The following is a 14,230-nucleotide window of genomic DNA, read 5'->3' as shown; positions in this document are numbered from 1 at the left end:
TAACAATCCTTTCTGGTCATAGCGACAAGCACAGTGGCTTGTCCAAATAATAAATAAAATGGTATAATTACTTTGTAGAATTTATTGCGAGCTACTGTTGTCTAGGCGGTAGCTTTTTCTTTTGCCCATTTATGTTTTAAAGTAAATGATGCCTCAATAATTTTGATTCGAATTCCCACTAACTTTTTCTCTTGTTGTAATTCTCCTAACTTTTTATCATCACCAAATGTTTTAGCTATTTTTATTTCACCAGTTAACTTTGCATCATAACGAATTAGTTCCTTATATTCTCTTAAGCTTGGATTCTTGTAATCTACTGTCACTTACATTTCCTCCTTTACAAAACTTTTGTTAAAGTCATTAAGCTATCCACCGATTGAATAATAACGTTTTCTGACATAGCCTTTTGCAACCAGCTTTTTTGTATTTGTTCCATAATGCCAAAGTGTACTTGTTCAAGAGCTTGTACTACACATTGAGTAGCTTGGATTGTATCGAAGATTTCTTTTGCATGAACTGCGTATTCATGTTTCTCCTTTTCGCCCAACTTCCATGAACGTGTTGTAATTTGTAAATTCATGATTTCCTTCGTTGCCGCAATCCCCTCTTCGGCTTGCTTGATGTAATTCATAAGTTGTAAATTTACATCGCTCGTTAAACGAGGATCTGTTGGTGGTAATCCTACACCATAAATATGTTTAATTGCCTGTTTATTTAATGGTGCTCCTGTTGCATCACACCAATCCATTGCTAATTCAAAAGGCACTTTAGAAAAACCAGATTCAATATTTTTTAAACGTTCGTAAGTAATGCCGAGATACTCTGCTAGACCTTTCTTTGTTCGATAATGTGCATTTTCACAACATTCTCTAGCATTACGTAGCAATCCACCTATAGACGAATTGCAATATATACTTGTTCCCATATTTGTTCGCCTCCGTATTAAGTTGTCAAAGGATTACAATAAAGTTTATAGAATACATAACTTGTCTATTTTTATGTAAAAAAGAGGAATTAATCCTCGATACTTTCTTTTGCTTGCATTTCTTTGATGATGGCCCAACCAGCCTCGTAATATGCTCGAAGGATTTTATCAATTTCCTTTTGTGGTTTAGGTTCAGGAGCCACAATATAAACTTTCGTTTTTCCAAACTCATAAGAAGCTGAATATTCTTCTTGTTGGCTCATGGTGTCACCTCTTGAAGTGCTTTTTACATTTGTATGCTGCTGATCTGTTGGTACTGCCATTGGAAGTGCTGACATTTTTTCACCTTCTTTCGTTATTCGGACATAAATTTGCATTAGCATTCAAACCCCTTTATTTTTTATCACTCTAAAACTTTGCAAACTGAATAGCGCGTAGACAAAAAAATATCTTCTTTTTTCTTTCCATATAACTTTGCAATTTGATCAGCTCTCTCTGCGCTGACCTGCCGCTGTCCGTTTTCAATTTGTGACAAATAGCCACCAGAAATACCGAGATTCTTTGCAGCTTCTTCAATACTTATTCCAAATTTCATACGCATTTCTTTTGGTCCAATCACTTCTTTATCACCACCTAAAACTACGCATAATGTGTTGTTATCCAAAATATACTACGCATTATGCAAAGTATCAACGCGTTTCGCAAAGTTTTTGTCAATTCATTTCAAATTTTGCACTTTGCAAAGTATAATTAATCTTAGAAGATGAATAGGAGGATTCCTATGATTGGAGAGAATTTAAGAAAATTAAGAAAGACAAATAACCTAACTATGAAAGAGTTAGGGCAAAAATTAAATCTGGCTGAATCAACAATATCAGGTTATGAGAATGGAAACAGAAAACCTGATTATGACACGTTAAATAAGTTTGCTGATTTCTTTGAGGTTTCAACTGACTATCTTTTAGGTAGAGATATTACTAAAAATACAACTAGAGACACTTATACCTATAATCCTTTAACAGATCCCGATCTAGGACTTTGGTTTAAAGACATCAAAGATGCTTCTCCTGATAAACAAGAAGAACTTAAACAGTTTTGGGAGTTTATTAAAAGTAAGGAGAAAAATCGTAAACCTGGGGATAAACAAAATTAATTAAATAACCTAAATAAATACACGCTGTATTGCGTGTATTTATTTGAACAGGAATGGTTAATTGTTCCTATAATTCTTATATATTTTTAAAGCCCCCTTCACGGGCTTTTCTTTTTACAGCAAAATAAGAACATACGTTTGCATTTTTAACAATGGAGTGAAATGATATGCATAAAACACAGCCTTACTACACAACACAAATCGAAGATTATATTAAAAATTTGTATCATTCTTTATCCATCTTTATTCCAGAACAAATTGATATGATAACAATTGCCCAAAAACTAAATATTTGGTTACATTTTGCTCCATTTGGAAGTCGTGCTATTTGTAAAAATAATTTGCCCAGTATTATTATTGATAATCGAAACATGGCTTATCAACAATGGGAGGACTTTGGTCATGAGCTTTGCCATGTTCTATTCCATGTAGGAAATCAGCTATACATACCGAAATTATTTTTAGACTACCAAGAAGCAAAAGCAAACAATTTCAAGCTACATTTTTGTATTCCTACTTTTATGTTAAGGACACTAAACCTTCCCGAAACAAGAAAAGAATCGATATACCTCATTGCAAAAACTTTCAATGTTTCATTTCATACTGCTGAGCAACGCTTGTTGCATTATGAAAATCAGCTGCTAGCTAGTCATTTGCTAAATGTTTTTTCACAAACATGTCTAATTACATAATAAAAACTATAACTTCTACTTAACTACATTGAATTTTTATAATTTATCTTATTTACTTTTCGTATAATTAATACTAAATATAGGAGGTACTGCCATGAAAACCGCAATCTACTTACGTAAATCACGCGCTGATCTAGAAGCCGAAGCACGTGGTGAAGGTGAAACTTTAGCAAAGCACCGCACTACCCTGCTGAAAATAGCTAAAGAGCTAAATTTAGATGTTTTATCCGTTCGTGAGGAAATCGTTTCTGGGGAGAGCTTAGTGAAACGTCCTGAGATGTTGGCACTACTCGAAGAAATTGAAGATAACAAATATGACGTTGTTCTATGTATGGATATGGACCGTTTAGGACGTGGCGGTATGAAAGAGCAAGGAATCATCTTAGAGACATTTAAACGCTCCAATACGAAGATTATGACACCTAGAAAGACTTATGACCTTAACGATGAGTGGGACGAAGAATACAGTGAATTTGAGGCGTTTATGGCACGTAAAGAGTTAAAGATTATTACTCGCCGTATGCAACGTGGTCGTATTGCAAGTGTAGAGGCTGGCAATTACCTTGGTACGCATGCACCATACGGATATGATATCCTCCGTTTGAATAAACGTGAGCGCACATTAACTATTAATTCAGAGGAAGCCTCTGTTGTGAGAATGATATTTGAATGGTATGCAAATGAGGATATGGGAGCCTCCGTCATTACGAACAAATTAAATCAGCTTGGCTACAAAAGTAAGTTAGGTAACGATTGGAACCCATACAGTATATTAGACATGTTAAAAAATAATGTTTACATTGGAAAGGTAACATGGCAAAAAAGAAAAGAAGTGAAACGTCCGGATGCAACGAAACGTAGTTGCACTAGACAAGATAAATCAGAATGGATTATTGCGGATGGAAAACATGATCCGATTATCCCAGAAAGCTTATTCGAAAAAGCACAGGAGAAATTAAATACGAGGTATCACGTTCCTTATAATACGAATGGATTAAAGAATCCGTTAGCTGGGATTATCAGATGCGGAAAATGTGGATACAGCATGGTACAACGATATCCAAAAAATCGAAAACATACAATGGATTGTAAACATCGTGGTTGTGAAAATAAATCCAGTTATACAGAACTAATCGAAAAACGTTTACTCGAAGCATTAAAAGAATGGTACATCAATTATAAAGCTGATTTTGAAAAAAATAAGCAGGATGAAAGCACAAAAGAAACACAAATTATTCAAATGAACGAGGCTGCTTTACGAAAACTTGAAAAAGAGTTAGTGGATGTCCAAAAACAAAAAAATAATTTACACGATTTATTAGAGCGTGGTGTTTATACTGTTGATATGTTTTTAGAACGTTCTAATGTTGTTTCCAATCGTATTAATGAGATTACTGAAACGATAGAAAACCTCAGAAAAGAAATTAAAACAGAAATAACAAAGGAAAAAGTGAAGAAAGATACAATTCCTCAAGTCGAGCATGTGTTAGATCTATATTTCAAAACAGATGATCCACAAAAAAAGAACAGCCTCCTAAAGTCAGTTTTAGAAAAGGCTGTTTATACGAAAGAAAAATGGCAAAGACTCGACGATTTTAAACTTGTGCTTTACCCTAAGCTCCCTCAAGATGACGACAAATAAACGTTTGCTTTTTGTCGTCATCTTGTTGGTGTAATTAGGTTTACACCATTAAGGCCAAGAGCATCATTTGTTGAAACAGCTAACACAACTGGTTTTCCATTCCGAAGCGTCGCCTTTGCTGCCATTAATACAGGAGAATCTGTCATTGCATTGGCAAATTTACTCATTGAATTCCCTGTTAATGGAGCAATCACCATGCAGTCTAATGGAATTTTAGGACCGAGTGGTTCTGCGCCTACAATAGAATTAATAACCTTATTTCCTGTTATCTCTTCAATCCGTTCAATCCACTCTGCTCCTTCACCAAATCTAGTATTTGTTGTTTGTACAGTATATGAAACAACCGGCAGCACTTCTGCTCCTTCTACAATTAGTTTCTCTACATGCGGCATAACTTCCGCATACGTACAATGTGATCCTGTAAATCCAAACCCAATTCGTTTTCCTTTTAAACTCATTTTCCATTCTCCTCCTTTGCCATCATATCTGCCGTTAATAACTGAGAAAGAACATTCGCTAAAATTTGCCCTGCTGTTTTTGGTGCAACAATTCCTGGAAGACCGGGTGCTAACAAGGCTTTAATCCCTCGTTTCTCTGCATAACGAAAATCCGTACCACCAGGCTTAGAAGCCAAGTCAATAATCAACGTATGAGCTGGCATCCTAGAAATAGCCCTTGCCGTTACAACGAGGTGCGGAATCGTATTAATGACAATATCAACATCACTTACTTCTTTCTCAATATCCTGCATATAAAAAGGAGAAAACATCATTTCCGAAATACGAGCGATATGTTCTGAACGTCGTGCTCCTACTTTGACATGAGCTCCTAGTGATTGAAAAGCTCTCGCTACACTCATTCCAGTTCTACCAAATCCTAAAACCATTACATTCGAACCGTGAATTGTATAATCTGTATGTTGAATAACCATCATTAATGTTCCTTCTACCGTTGGAATAGAATTATAGATCGCCACATCATCACGATCGAATAGTTTCACAAGTTTTCGATTTGTTGTAGATGTAATATTTTCTAAATACGGTGTACCAATTCCTGAATATATAGTAAAGTTTGCTGGTGTTTTTTCAATCTGTTCTTTCGTAAGCGCAACTTTTTCATTTGAAAAAATAGTATCTACTTCTCCTTTTGCATTTGTTCCTGCTACCGGCAAAATAATTGCATCTAAAGAAGTGAAATCTAGATCTTGCATACTCTCTTTTGCTGCCCCTGTAAAACCATGATCCAGTTGATCAAATCCTACTAATGAAAGTTTTGCATCAAGTTCAACCAACTTACGAATCACTTCTAGCTGCCTTGCATCTCCTCCTATGACAGCAATGTGCATCTCAGTCAACATTCCCTACTTCACCTTCTTTTTCTTTCATTTATAAGAAAAGTGCCTACTTTTTCTTTTTCCTCCACATAATATGTACCGTACGAGTTAGAGGTGATTGAAAAACAAAAAGCATTCAATATTTCTAAATATGTGAAATTCTATAAGATAAAACTTCCATTAGAGTTACACTCTTCCTCATTACTTAACTACTACTCCCTCACTCCATTTTCATTTGAACGTGCTACACCTGTTCCAATAAAGCGAAACTATAATCAACGACATCTCCCACCGATTATTAGGCTTCATCACTTGGACCTTTACCGACAGTTTATCTTCCAACCTATCTTCTTTGTTTTACTGAATCTTGAGGTAGGAGTATTACTTGCCTGTGAATAGTGGAATAAAAAAAAGACAACCAAAATGGTTATCTTTTACTGTGAGCTTGGGCGGCTTGCAAGGTCAAAGATAATCATATCATGACCGACCTTTTTAATACGGTTCCATTCTACACGAACTTCTTGCTGCTCCCTTTTAAACCCACCCCATTTTCCCACCGGTATAATGAGAGCTTGAATTTTCCCATCCTTCTCGTTTATTTCTAAATCAGCATGACCTAAAACTCCCATTTTTTCCGCACGCTCCAAGTCCACAATCTCTTTTCCACTTAATTCACTTAAACGCATATGATTCTCCCCTTTACGAACATCTTCCATACAACATCCTCAAATCCTAGCCTATAATAAGTACGTATTCTACACGTCTCTAAAAAATACCAAGAAAATGAACTCCTCTCCCTAGCATTCAAAATCTGTTATACTTATAAAAAGCTTAGTACATAAAAATAACCGTATCTCCTCGTACGAGATACGGTTATTTCGTCTTATTTCATTCCTTTTGGAAGCTCTCCATTCGGACTAATTAGCGCTGTGGAAAATTCATTTGTAAATATACTGCGAATCAATTGATCCACATCTGTTTTGGTAACCTTGTTCACACTCTCAATAATTTCATCAAGCGAACGATGTTTTCTAAGGAGCAATTCATTTTTTCCATTGCGACTCATACGGCTATTCGTACTTTCTAAACTTAACATCAGATTTCCTTTAAGCTGCTCTTTACTATTAACAAGTTCTTTCTCTGTAATACCTGTATTTTTCAATGTCTCTAACGTTTCTTGCATTGTATCATATAAAGTATCTAATTGTTGGCTTCCTGTACCACCGTAAAGTGTTAACATTCCTGTATCTTCATATGAAGAATGATAAGAGAACACTGAATATGCTAATCCTCGTTGCTCACGTACTTCTTGGAATAAGCGGCTACTCATACTGCCACCTAATACATTATTTAATACAATTAAGTTATAAATATCTTCATGTCCCATTTGTAATCCTTGGAATCCTAAACATAAATGAGCTTGCTCTGTTTCCTTTTTACGGGTCACTTTATTAAAATGAAAAATCGGACTATGTACTTGTTCACGATTTGTTGTTCCCTCGTAGTTGCCAAAATATTGTTCCACTGTTTGAACAAATGTTTCATCAATATTTCCAGCAATCGAAACTACAACATTTTCAGGTGTATAATGATCTTTTATATATTGACGTAATGTATCCCCTGTAAATGTTTCAAGCGTTTCTTCTGTACCTAAAATTGGGTATCCAAGCGGATGCGTTTCATATGTCGCTTTCGTTAACATGTCATGCACAATATCATCTGGCGTATCCTCATACATTTTAATTTCTTCAAATACAACGTTCTTCTCTTTTTTCAATTCTTCTTCATCAAATGTGGAATTGAAGAACATGTCAGCTAACACATCTAGTGCATATTTTGCATGCTCATCAAGTACCTTTGCATAATAGCACGTGTATTCTTTTGAAGTAAATGCATTCACTTGACCACCAATACTATCAAATGACTCTGCAATTTCTCTCGCACTACGCGTCTCTGTCCCCTTAAAAAACATGTGCTCTAAAAAGTGCGAAACTCCATTGTTTTTTTCATTTTCATTTCTTGAACCTGCATGAATCCATATACCAATTGCAACAGAACGAACAGTTGGTATATTCTCCATAACGATTCTTACACCATTTTTACAAGTATATTTTTTAATCAAAAACTTTCCTCCTAATGCCAGTTTCTCTAAATAATTGCTATTATTTAATGATAACAAGTTTGAACATGAATGTCATGTAAATGTATTTAATCAATGCGTTTTTCATCTAATAATTCTGTAATATTCCCTACTTTATACCCTTGTTTTTTCAACTGTGAAATCATCGTATCTAACGCCTCAGCTGTTGGAGGTGTCGGATGCATTAATACAATTGCACCTGGGTGTACTTTCCGCATCACACGCTGAAGAAGCACTTCAGGCTCTGGACGTTTCCAATCAATTGTATCAACTGTCCACATAATAGTCCCCATCTTCAATCCGCCCGCCACTTCTACAACTTCATCGCGGAAACTTCCACTTGGTGGTGCAAACCATCGTACTTTTTGACTTGTAGCTGCCTCAATAATTTGATTCGTTTTTTGTAATTGTTCTTGTATTTGATTTCTAGACAGCGTTTTCATATCCGGATGCGTATAAGAATGATTTCCTACTTCTTGCTTTGCATCTACAATCATTTTTGCAAATCTTAAATTTTCTTTTACCCAGCGTCCTTCCAAAAAGAACGTTGCCTTTACATCATGCTTTTTCAATGTTTCTAATATACGCGGAAGATACTCATTTCCCCACGCCACATTTATCGTTAATCCTACCATTTTTTTATGTGGATGCCCACGATAAATGGGAGAATACGATAAATCTTCTAAATGCGTGCTTGGTGACACTTCCCGATATACAAGTTGCTTCTCATCAAACCTCCCTATTTTCTTCATGTTATTATATGACGCTTCAATATCAACCTCTTTACCATTATACCCTGGCGTCGCTTTCCAAATCTTATCAATTATCGCATTTTGCGGTGCAATTGAATATTGCTTCGCTTGTTTCTGAATTTCTTCATAAAGATCATCATTTGCTAGCGCTGAATATGAGCATAAACCCATACAAAGAAAGAATATAGATATGAATACAAATATACGAGTTCTCATATAAACCCTCCCATTAACTATACACATAAGAAAAATCCATTTTCTTCTTATCCTTGTTAATTTGAGCGTTATTATGAAAACTATACCTTTTCACTAATAAAAATCTATGCATCGAATGTATTTTTATTTAACAAAAAAAGCCAGGAACCCTGGCTTTTTTACTTACTTCTGTTCTTGTATATTTTCTTGTTTTGAAGCTTCTTCTTTTGCCGCTTCTTTTTCTTGCTCTTCTTTTAGCAATACTTTTCTAGACAAGTTTACACGGCCTTGTTTGTCAATCTCGATAACTTTTACTGAAATCTCGTCACCGATTTTCACAACGTCTTCTACTTTACCTACACGTTCAAGTGCAAGCTCAGAAATATGAACAAGTCCATCTTTACCACTAAATAATCCAACGAAAGCACCGAATTTTTCAACGCGTTTTACTTTTCCTAAGTAAATTTCGCCTACTTGTACTTCACGAACAATATCTTCGATGATTTTCTTCGCCTTTTCATTCATCTCTTGATCAATAGAAGAAATAAAGACTGTACCATCTTGCTCAATATCAATTTTCACGCCAGTTTCTTCAATAATTTTGTTAATTTGCTTACCGCTCGGTCCAATAACATCACGGATTTTGTCCGGATTAATTGTCATTGTAATAATTTTCGGAGCATACGCAGATAACTCTTTACGAGGCTCGGCAATAGCAGATAGCATATGATCTAGAATGTGCATGCGGCCAACTTTCGCTTGTTGTAATGCTTCCTCTAAAATTTCACGAGATAAACCAGCAATTTTAATATCCATTTGTAGCGCTGTTACACCTTGAGCTGTACCTGCTACTTTAAAGTCCATATCACCTAAGTGATCTTCCATACCTTGGATATCAGTTAAAATTGTGTAGTGCTCACCAGACTTCACAAGTCCCATTGCAATACCAGCAACTGGTGCTTTAAGTGGAACACCTGCATCCATCATAGCTAACGTACTTCCACAAATACTTGCCTGTGAAGTAGAACCATTTGATTCTAATACTTCTGATACAAGACGAACTGTATACGGGAAGTCTTGCTCAGATGGAATAACTGGTTCAAGCGCACGTTCACCTAATGCACCGTGACCGATTTCACGACGACCAGGTCCACGCATTGGTCTTGTTTCTCCAACACTAAAGGATGGGAAGTTATAGTGATGCATAAAACGTTTTGATTCCTCTACACCAAGACCGTCTAAAATTTGCACATCGCCTAATGCACCTAACGTACAAATACTAAGCGCTTGTGTTTGTCCACGTGTAAATAAACCAGAACCGTGCGTACGAGATAAAATACCTACCTCTGATGCTAAAGGACGGATTTCATCACCTTTACGTCCATCCGGGCGGATTTTTTCAACTGTAATAAGACGACGTACTTCTTCTTTTACAATTTTATATAAAATCTCATTTACTTGTCCTAATGTTTCTCCATCAGCTTCATTTGCTTCATAGTGCTCAATCACACGCTTTTTCACTTCGTTAATTGCATCTTCACGTGCATGTTTTTCATGTACTTGAATCGCAGCATGCATATCTTTCTCTGCCATTTCACGTACATCTTGATTGATTGTAGCATCTACTTCATATAATTTCACTTCTGTTTTTTCTTTACCAACTGCTTGTACAATCTCTTCTTGGAAAGCAACTAAACGTTTAATCTCATCATGACCAAACATAATCGCTTCTAACATTATTTCTTCAGGTACTTGATCAGCCCCTGCTTCTACCATGTTAATTGCATCTTTTGTCCCAGCTACAACAAGGTGAATATCACTTTTTTCTTGTTGTTCTACCGTTGGGTTAATAATGAATTCGCCGTCGATGCGACCAACTGTTGCACCAGCGATTGGTCCTTCAAATGGAACATCTGAAATCGATAACGCTAATGAAGAACCAAGCATAGCTGCCATCTCAGAAGAACAATCTTGGTCAACACTCATAACGATGCTGACAACTTGCACTTCATTACGGAAGCCATCTGCGAAAAGTGGACGAATTGGTCGGTCAATTAAGCGACTTGCTAAAATTGCTTTTTCACTTGGACGACCTTCACGTTTAATAAAACCGCCTGGGATTTTTCCGACTGCATATAAACGTTCTTCATAGTTTACTGTAAGTGGGAAGAAATCTACATTTTTTGGCTCTTTTGATGCAGTTGCTGTAGATAGAACCGCTGTGTCGCCATATCTTACTAATACTGCCCCGTTTGCTTGTTTTGCAAGCTGGCCTGTTTCAATTGTTAGCTGACGACCAGCTAAATCTATCGAGAAGACTTGCTTTTCTTGACTCATTTAAGTACCCCTCTCAATTTAAAATATTCAATTCTTCTATGTAAATGGATAATATATCACAATATTCTTCCTCTAGTATTACCGAAATTTAAGTAAGCTATTAAGAGTAAAAGATATATTTTTACCTAACAAAAAAGCGGGAATATTCCCGCTTCTTTGACTATCGACGTAAGCCAAGCTTTGTGATTAATTCACGGTAACGTGTGATATCGCTATTACGAAGGTAAGTAAGTAAGTTACGACGTTTACCAACCATCTTTAATAGACCACGACGTGAATGATGATCTTTCTTGTGAGTACGTAAGTGCTCGTTTAGAGTGTTAATTTGCTCCGTTAGGACAGCAATTTGAACCTCTGGAGAACCTGTATCAGTCTCATGAGTTCTAAATTGTGCAATGATTTCATTTTTACGCTCTTGTGTTAAAGCCATCCTATTTCACCTCCTAATAATTAAACCCCCAATTACCTAGCAAGCGTCGGTGAGTCGCAATGCCAAGCAATGGTTGTCATAAAGTACATAACATAGAATACTACTTTTCATTGGAAAAAGCAAGTATATTCTTTGTTGTGCTAAAATATTCTTGTGCTGTTTTTTTATCTTTGGCAATTTGAGCAACTAACTCATCGATGCCATTAAACTTTTTCTCTTCTCGAATACGCATGTGCCATTCAACAGTAACAACCTGATCATATATATCCTCATTAAAATGGAATAGATGTACTTCAATAGACAGATTACGCTCATCATCTTTAAAAGTTGGTTTATAACCGATATTACATACACCATCATGCCACTCACCATGAACTTTTAATCTTACTGCATACACACCAACAGGCGGCAGAAGATACTCCTCACTTAAAGCTACATTAGCTGTTGGAAAACCAATTTGACGTCCACGTTTATCTCCGTGAACAACCATTCCTTCTACTGTATAAGCTCTACCTAAAATAGATGGGATTTGTTCCATTTCTCCATTTCGAATCAATTTTCGTAATGCTGTGGAACTTACTTTTTCTTCTTGAAATTCAACTTTTTCAATCACGGTCTGTGTAAACTCCCCTCTTGCATGAAATGGTAAAGTCTCCATCGTCCCTTTTCCTAAACGTCCATATGAATAATCAAATCCTGCTACTACATGCTTTACATTTAGCCCAATAATATATTCATCTACAAACTGTTGTGGTAACAATCCAGCAAATGATTCATCGAATTTCACCACATATAACATATCAATCCCTAGGCTTGCAATTACTTTTTCTTTAATACGTAGCGGTGTAATATACTCCACATGCGCTTCCTTTTTCCCTAAGACAACAGATGGATGTGGATGAAACGTTATGACAGCACTTTTACATCCTCTTTCATCCGCTATTTTTTTTGCTGTGCGAATCACACGTTGATGCCCTAAATGAATGCCATCAAAAAATCCTAATGCCATTACAGTAGGTGGTAATTCTATTTTATTTTGTTCATGTGGATGAGTTAAATGAATGAGTTTCACGCTTGAATTCACCTTTTTCTGTAATAATCCTTCCAATAATTCATTATAGCTTTAGTTCCTGATTATTCACAAGTACTTTCATTGGCTTTAACATGCCAGGGTGTTTTGGATGATGTTCGTAAATTGCTAAGCAACGTTCATTTTTATCAAATACTGTAATAAACGGCGCTGTCACTTGCAGTTCATTCTTTAAAAACATACCATTTTTTATTTTTTCCGCTTGTTTTTCATCTACAACCATTTTTGGAAATTTACTTAACGCTTCATCGATTGAGATAAAAATAGACTCTACTGTTCCATTTTGCATGTTTTCTTCAATTTCTTCAAATGATATGCAATCTTCTAACAAAAATTCTCCTGAAGCTGTTCTCACAAGATGTGACATATGTGCTGGGAATCCTAACTTTTCTCCAATCATAACCGCCAATGTTCTCACATACGTTCCTTTACTACATGTAACGCGGAAGCGAAATGAAATATTCTTCCCTTCAAATACCTCACGATCATCAAGTAACACAAATTCATGAATTGTTATTACACGAACTGGACGTTCAACTTCTTGCCCCGCTCTTGCGTATTCGTATAGTTTCTTTCCGTTTACTTTTACAGCTGAATACATAGGAGGTACTTGCTCAATTGTACCCGTTAGTTCCGCTAATACAGTTTCCACTTCCGCACGTGTAATTACACGATTTACATCCTGTTTTCCCACTACTTCACCAGAAGCATCTTCAGTCGTTGTCGAAAATCCTAGTGTAACTTCACCTTCATATGTTTTTGTTTCACTTGTTAAAAATTGCGCAATCTTTGTAGCGCGCCCTACACAAATTGGTAATACTCCTGTTACATCTGGGTCTAATGTCCCTGTATGGCCAATTCGCTTTTCACGCAATATCTTTCTTAACTTAAATACACAATCGTGTGATGTCATTCCTTTTGGTTTATGTAACAATAATACACCTTCCATATGTTCACCTCATCGTTATACTTTTGTAGATGATGTTCAAAAAATCCGGTAAAGGTAGCTATCGCATTTCTTCGCCTGCGTCGCCAGACCGGTACTGATGTAGGCCCCCCTAGCTTCTGTTCCTCAAAATAGTGGACTCTCTTTATCCTCCTTTTTGAACATGCACTTGTATGACAAACTTACTTTCCATTGAAAAAATGGATAGACAAATGTCTATCCATTATTATTCACGTTTACCGTCTTTATTAATTTCATGTAAAAGCGTATCAATTCTATGTCCATAAGCGATAGACTCATCAAATTCAAAGGTAATTTCAGGTGTTTTACGAAGACGAATACGCTGCCCAATTTCAGCACGAATAAATCCTTTTGCCTTCGCTAAGCCTTTTAATGTATTTTCTTTCTGTTGTTCGTCTCCTAAAACAGAAATATATACTTTGGCAATCTGTAAATCCCCACTTACTTGCACATCTGTTACCGTCACAAAACCAATACGTGGATCTTTAATTTTGCGACTGATAATTTCGCCTAGTTCTTTTTTCATTTGCTCGCCCACGCGATTTGCACGTAGCTTCATAACTAATCACCTCAT

General features: G+C 36.1%; 16 protein-coding genes and 1 pseudogene. 3 read left to right on the top strand and 14 right to left on the bottom strand.

Annotated elements, in window-relative coordinates:
• Window positions 1-101 precede the first annotated feature (101 nt).
• The 4 genes from MHH71_RS24640 to MHH71_RS24625 all read right to left on the bottom strand — a co-directional run bounded on the left by MHH71_RS24640 (window position 102) and on the right by MHH71_RS24625 (window position 1,544).
• Window positions 102-323, bottom strand: coding sequence for a hypothetical protein (locus MHH71_RS24640; protein WP_003199552.1), 222 nt, complete (start codon window positions 321-323; stop codon window positions 102-104).
• A gap of 14 nt (window positions 324-337) precedes the next feature.
• Entirely contained in the window at window positions 338-925 is a 588-nt protein-coding gene (locus MHH71_RS24635) for a helix-turn-helix domain-containing protein (RefSeq protein ID WP_006095720.1), read from the bottom strand.
• Window positions 926-1,014: 89 nt separating this feature from the next.
• Entirely contained in the window at window positions 1,015-1,263 is a 249-nt protein-coding gene (locus MHH71_RS24630) for a hypothetical protein (protein ID WP_033799699.1), read from the bottom strand.
• A 65-nt stretch (window positions 1,264-1,328) separates the two neighbouring features.
• Window positions 1,329-1,544, bottom strand: coding sequence for a helix-turn-helix domain-containing protein (locus MHH71_RS24625; RefSeq protein ID WP_006095721.1), 216 nt, complete (start codon window positions 1,542-1,544; stop codon window positions 1,329-1,331).
• A 162-nt stretch (window positions 1,545-1,706) separates the two neighbouring features.
• On the opposite strand from MHH71_RS24625, the gene MHH71_RS24620 reads away from it, so the two are divergent.
• From MHH71_RS24620 to MHH71_RS24610, 3 genes are all read left to right on the top strand, one after another.
• Window positions 1,707-2,078: a helix-turn-helix domain-containing protein gene (locus MHH71_RS24620; protein ID WP_003199546.1), complete on the top strand. Its 372-nt coding sequence runs from the start codon at window positions 1,707-1,709 to the stop codon at window positions 2,076-2,078.
• A 167-nt stretch (window positions 2,079-2,245) separates the two neighbouring features.
• On the top strand, window positions 2,246-2,770 hold the full coding sequence (locus MHH71_RS24615) for an ImmA/IrrE family metallo-endopeptidase (protein ID WP_003199544.1): 525 nt from the start codon (window positions 2,246-2,248) through the stop codon (window positions 2,768-2,770).
• A 94-nt stretch (window positions 2,771-2,864) separates the two neighbouring features.
• Window positions 2,865-4,412 carry a recombinase family protein gene (locus MHH71_RS24610; RefSeq protein WP_006095722.1) on the top strand — a complete coding sequence of 516 codons (1,548 nt, stop codon included), beginning with the start codon at window positions 2,865-2,867 and terminating at the stop codon, window positions 4,410-4,412.
• Between the two features lie 32 nt (window positions 4,413-4,444).
• Here the strand turns inward: MHH71_RS24610 and dpaB are convergent.
• From dpaB to rbfA, 10 genes and pseudogenes are all read right to left on the bottom strand, one after another.
• Window positions 4,445-4,870, bottom strand: a pseudogene (dpaB, locus tag MHH71_RS24605) (dipicolinate synthase subunit B); the annotation flags it as partial.
• Window positions 4,867-5,769: a dipicolinic acid synthetase subunit A gene (gene dpaA, locus MHH71_RS24600; protein WP_018780935.1), complete on the bottom strand. Its 903-nt coding sequence runs from the start codon at window positions 5,767-5,769 to the stop codon at window positions 4,867-4,869. The gene dpaA and the pseudogene dpaB, both read right to left, overlap by 4 nt.
• Window positions 5,770-6,179: 410 nt before the next feature.
• Window positions 6,180-6,431, bottom strand: coding sequence for a YlmC/YmxH family sporulation protein (locus MHH71_RS24595; RefSeq protein WP_029426914.1), 252 nt, complete (start codon window positions 6,429-6,431; stop codon window positions 6,180-6,182).
• A 197-nt stretch (window positions 6,432-6,628) separates the two neighbouring features.
• Window positions 6,629-7,867 carry a M16 family metallopeptidase gene (locus MHH71_RS24590; RefSeq protein ID WP_033799061.1) on the bottom strand — a complete coding sequence of 413 codons (1,239 nt, stop codon included), beginning with the start codon at window positions 7,865-7,867 and terminating at the stop codon, window positions 6,629-6,631.
• Window positions 7,868-7,953: 86 nt separating this feature from the next.
• Complete coding sequence (locus MHH71_RS24585; RefSeq protein ID WP_033796363.1) at window positions 7,954-8,853, bottom strand: polysaccharide deacetylase family protein; 900 nt, start codon at window positions 8,851-8,853, stop codon at window positions 7,954-7,956.
• 162 nt (window positions 8,854-9,015) lie between these two features.
• On the bottom strand, window positions 9,016-11,169 hold the full coding sequence (gene pnp / locus MHH71_RS24580) for a polyribonucleotide nucleotidyltransferase (protein WP_003199530.1): 2,154 nt from the start codon (window positions 11,167-11,169) through the stop codon (window positions 9,016-9,018).
• Window positions 11,170-11,329: 160 nt separating this feature from the next.
• Window positions 11,330-11,599, bottom strand: coding sequence for a 30S ribosomal protein S15 (rpsO, locus tag MHH71_RS24575; RefSeq protein WP_001229392.1), 270 nt, complete (start codon window positions 11,597-11,599; stop codon window positions 11,330-11,332).
• Window positions 11,600-11,699: 100 nt separating this feature from the next.
• Complete coding sequence (gene ribF / locus MHH71_RS24570) at window positions 11,700-12,671, bottom strand: bifunctional riboflavin kinase/FAD synthetase (protein ID WP_018764701.1); 972 nt, start codon at window positions 12,669-12,671, stop codon at window positions 11,700-11,702.
• Window positions 12,672-12,714: 43 nt separating this feature from the next.
• A complete protein-coding gene (gene truB, locus MHH71_RS24565) occupies window positions 12,715-13,638 on the bottom strand; it encodes a tRNA pseudouridine(55) synthase TruB (RefSeq protein ID WP_006095726.1) in 924 nt (307 codons plus the stop codon).
• A gap of 223 nt (window positions 13,639-13,861) precedes the next feature.
• Entirely contained in the window at window positions 13,862-14,215 is a 354-nt protein-coding gene (gene rbfA / locus MHH71_RS24560) for a 30S ribosome-binding factor RbfA (RefSeq protein ID WP_006095727.1), read from the bottom strand.
• Between the last annotated feature and the right edge of the window lie 15 nt (window positions 14,216-14,230).

This window comes from Bacillus sp. FSL H8-0534 (assembly GCF_038005885.1).
GTDB classification, from domain to species: domain Bacteria; phylum Bacillota; class Bacilli; order Bacillales; family Bacillaceae_G; genus Bacillus_A; species Bacillus_A pseudomycoides.
Note: the sequence above shows the minus strand (reverse complement) of the source record. Positions and strands in the feature narration are given on the sequence as shown.

Bases quoted from the DNA above. Each gene is read 5' to 3' on its own strand.
- truB (WP_006095726.1), bottom strand. From the start codon at position 13,638: ATGGAAGGTGTATTATTGTTACATAAACCAAAAGGAATGACATCACAC.
- rpsO (WP_001229392.1), bottom strand. From the start codon at position 11,599: ATGGCTTTAACACAAGAGCGTAAAAATGAAATCATTGCACAATTTAGA.
- pnp (WP_003199530.1), bottom strand. From the start codon at position 11,169: ATGAGTCAAGAAAAGCAAGTCTTCTCGATAGATTTAGCTGGTCGTCAG.
- MHH71_RS24585 (WP_033796363.1), bottom strand. From the start codon at position 8,853: ATGAGAACTCGTATATTTGTATTCATATCTATATTCTTTCTTTGTATG.
- MHH71_RS24610 (WP_006095722.1), top strand. From the start codon at position 2,865: ATGAAAACCGCAATCTACTTACGTAAATCACGCGCTGATCTAGAAGCC.
- dpaA (WP_018780935.1), bottom strand. From the start codon at position 5,769: ATGTTGACTGAGATGCACATTGCTGTCATAGGAGGAGATGCAAGGCAG.
- MHH71_RS24595 (WP_029426914.1), bottom strand. From the start codon at position 6,431: ATGCGTTTAAGTGAATTAAGTGGAAAAGAGATTGTGGACTTGGAGCGT.
- MHH71_RS24620 (WP_003199546.1), top strand. From the start codon at position 1,707: ATGATTGGAGAGAATTTAAGAAAATTAAGAAAGACAAATAACCTAACT.
- MHH71_RS24630 (WP_033799699.1), bottom strand. From the start codon at position 1,263: ATGTCAGCACTTCCAATGGCAGTACCAACAGATCAGCAGCATACAAAT.
- MHH71_RS24615 (WP_003199544.1), top strand. From the start codon at position 2,246: ATGCATAAAACACAGCCTTACTACACAACACAAATCGAAGATTATATT.
- MHH71_RS24635 (WP_006095720.1), bottom strand. From the start codon at position 925: ATGGGAACAAGTATATATTGCAATTCGTCTATAGGTGGATTGCTACGT.
- rbfA (WP_006095727.1), bottom strand. From the start codon at position 14,215: ATGAAGCTACGTGCAAATCGCGTGGGCGAGCAAATGAAAAAAGAACTA.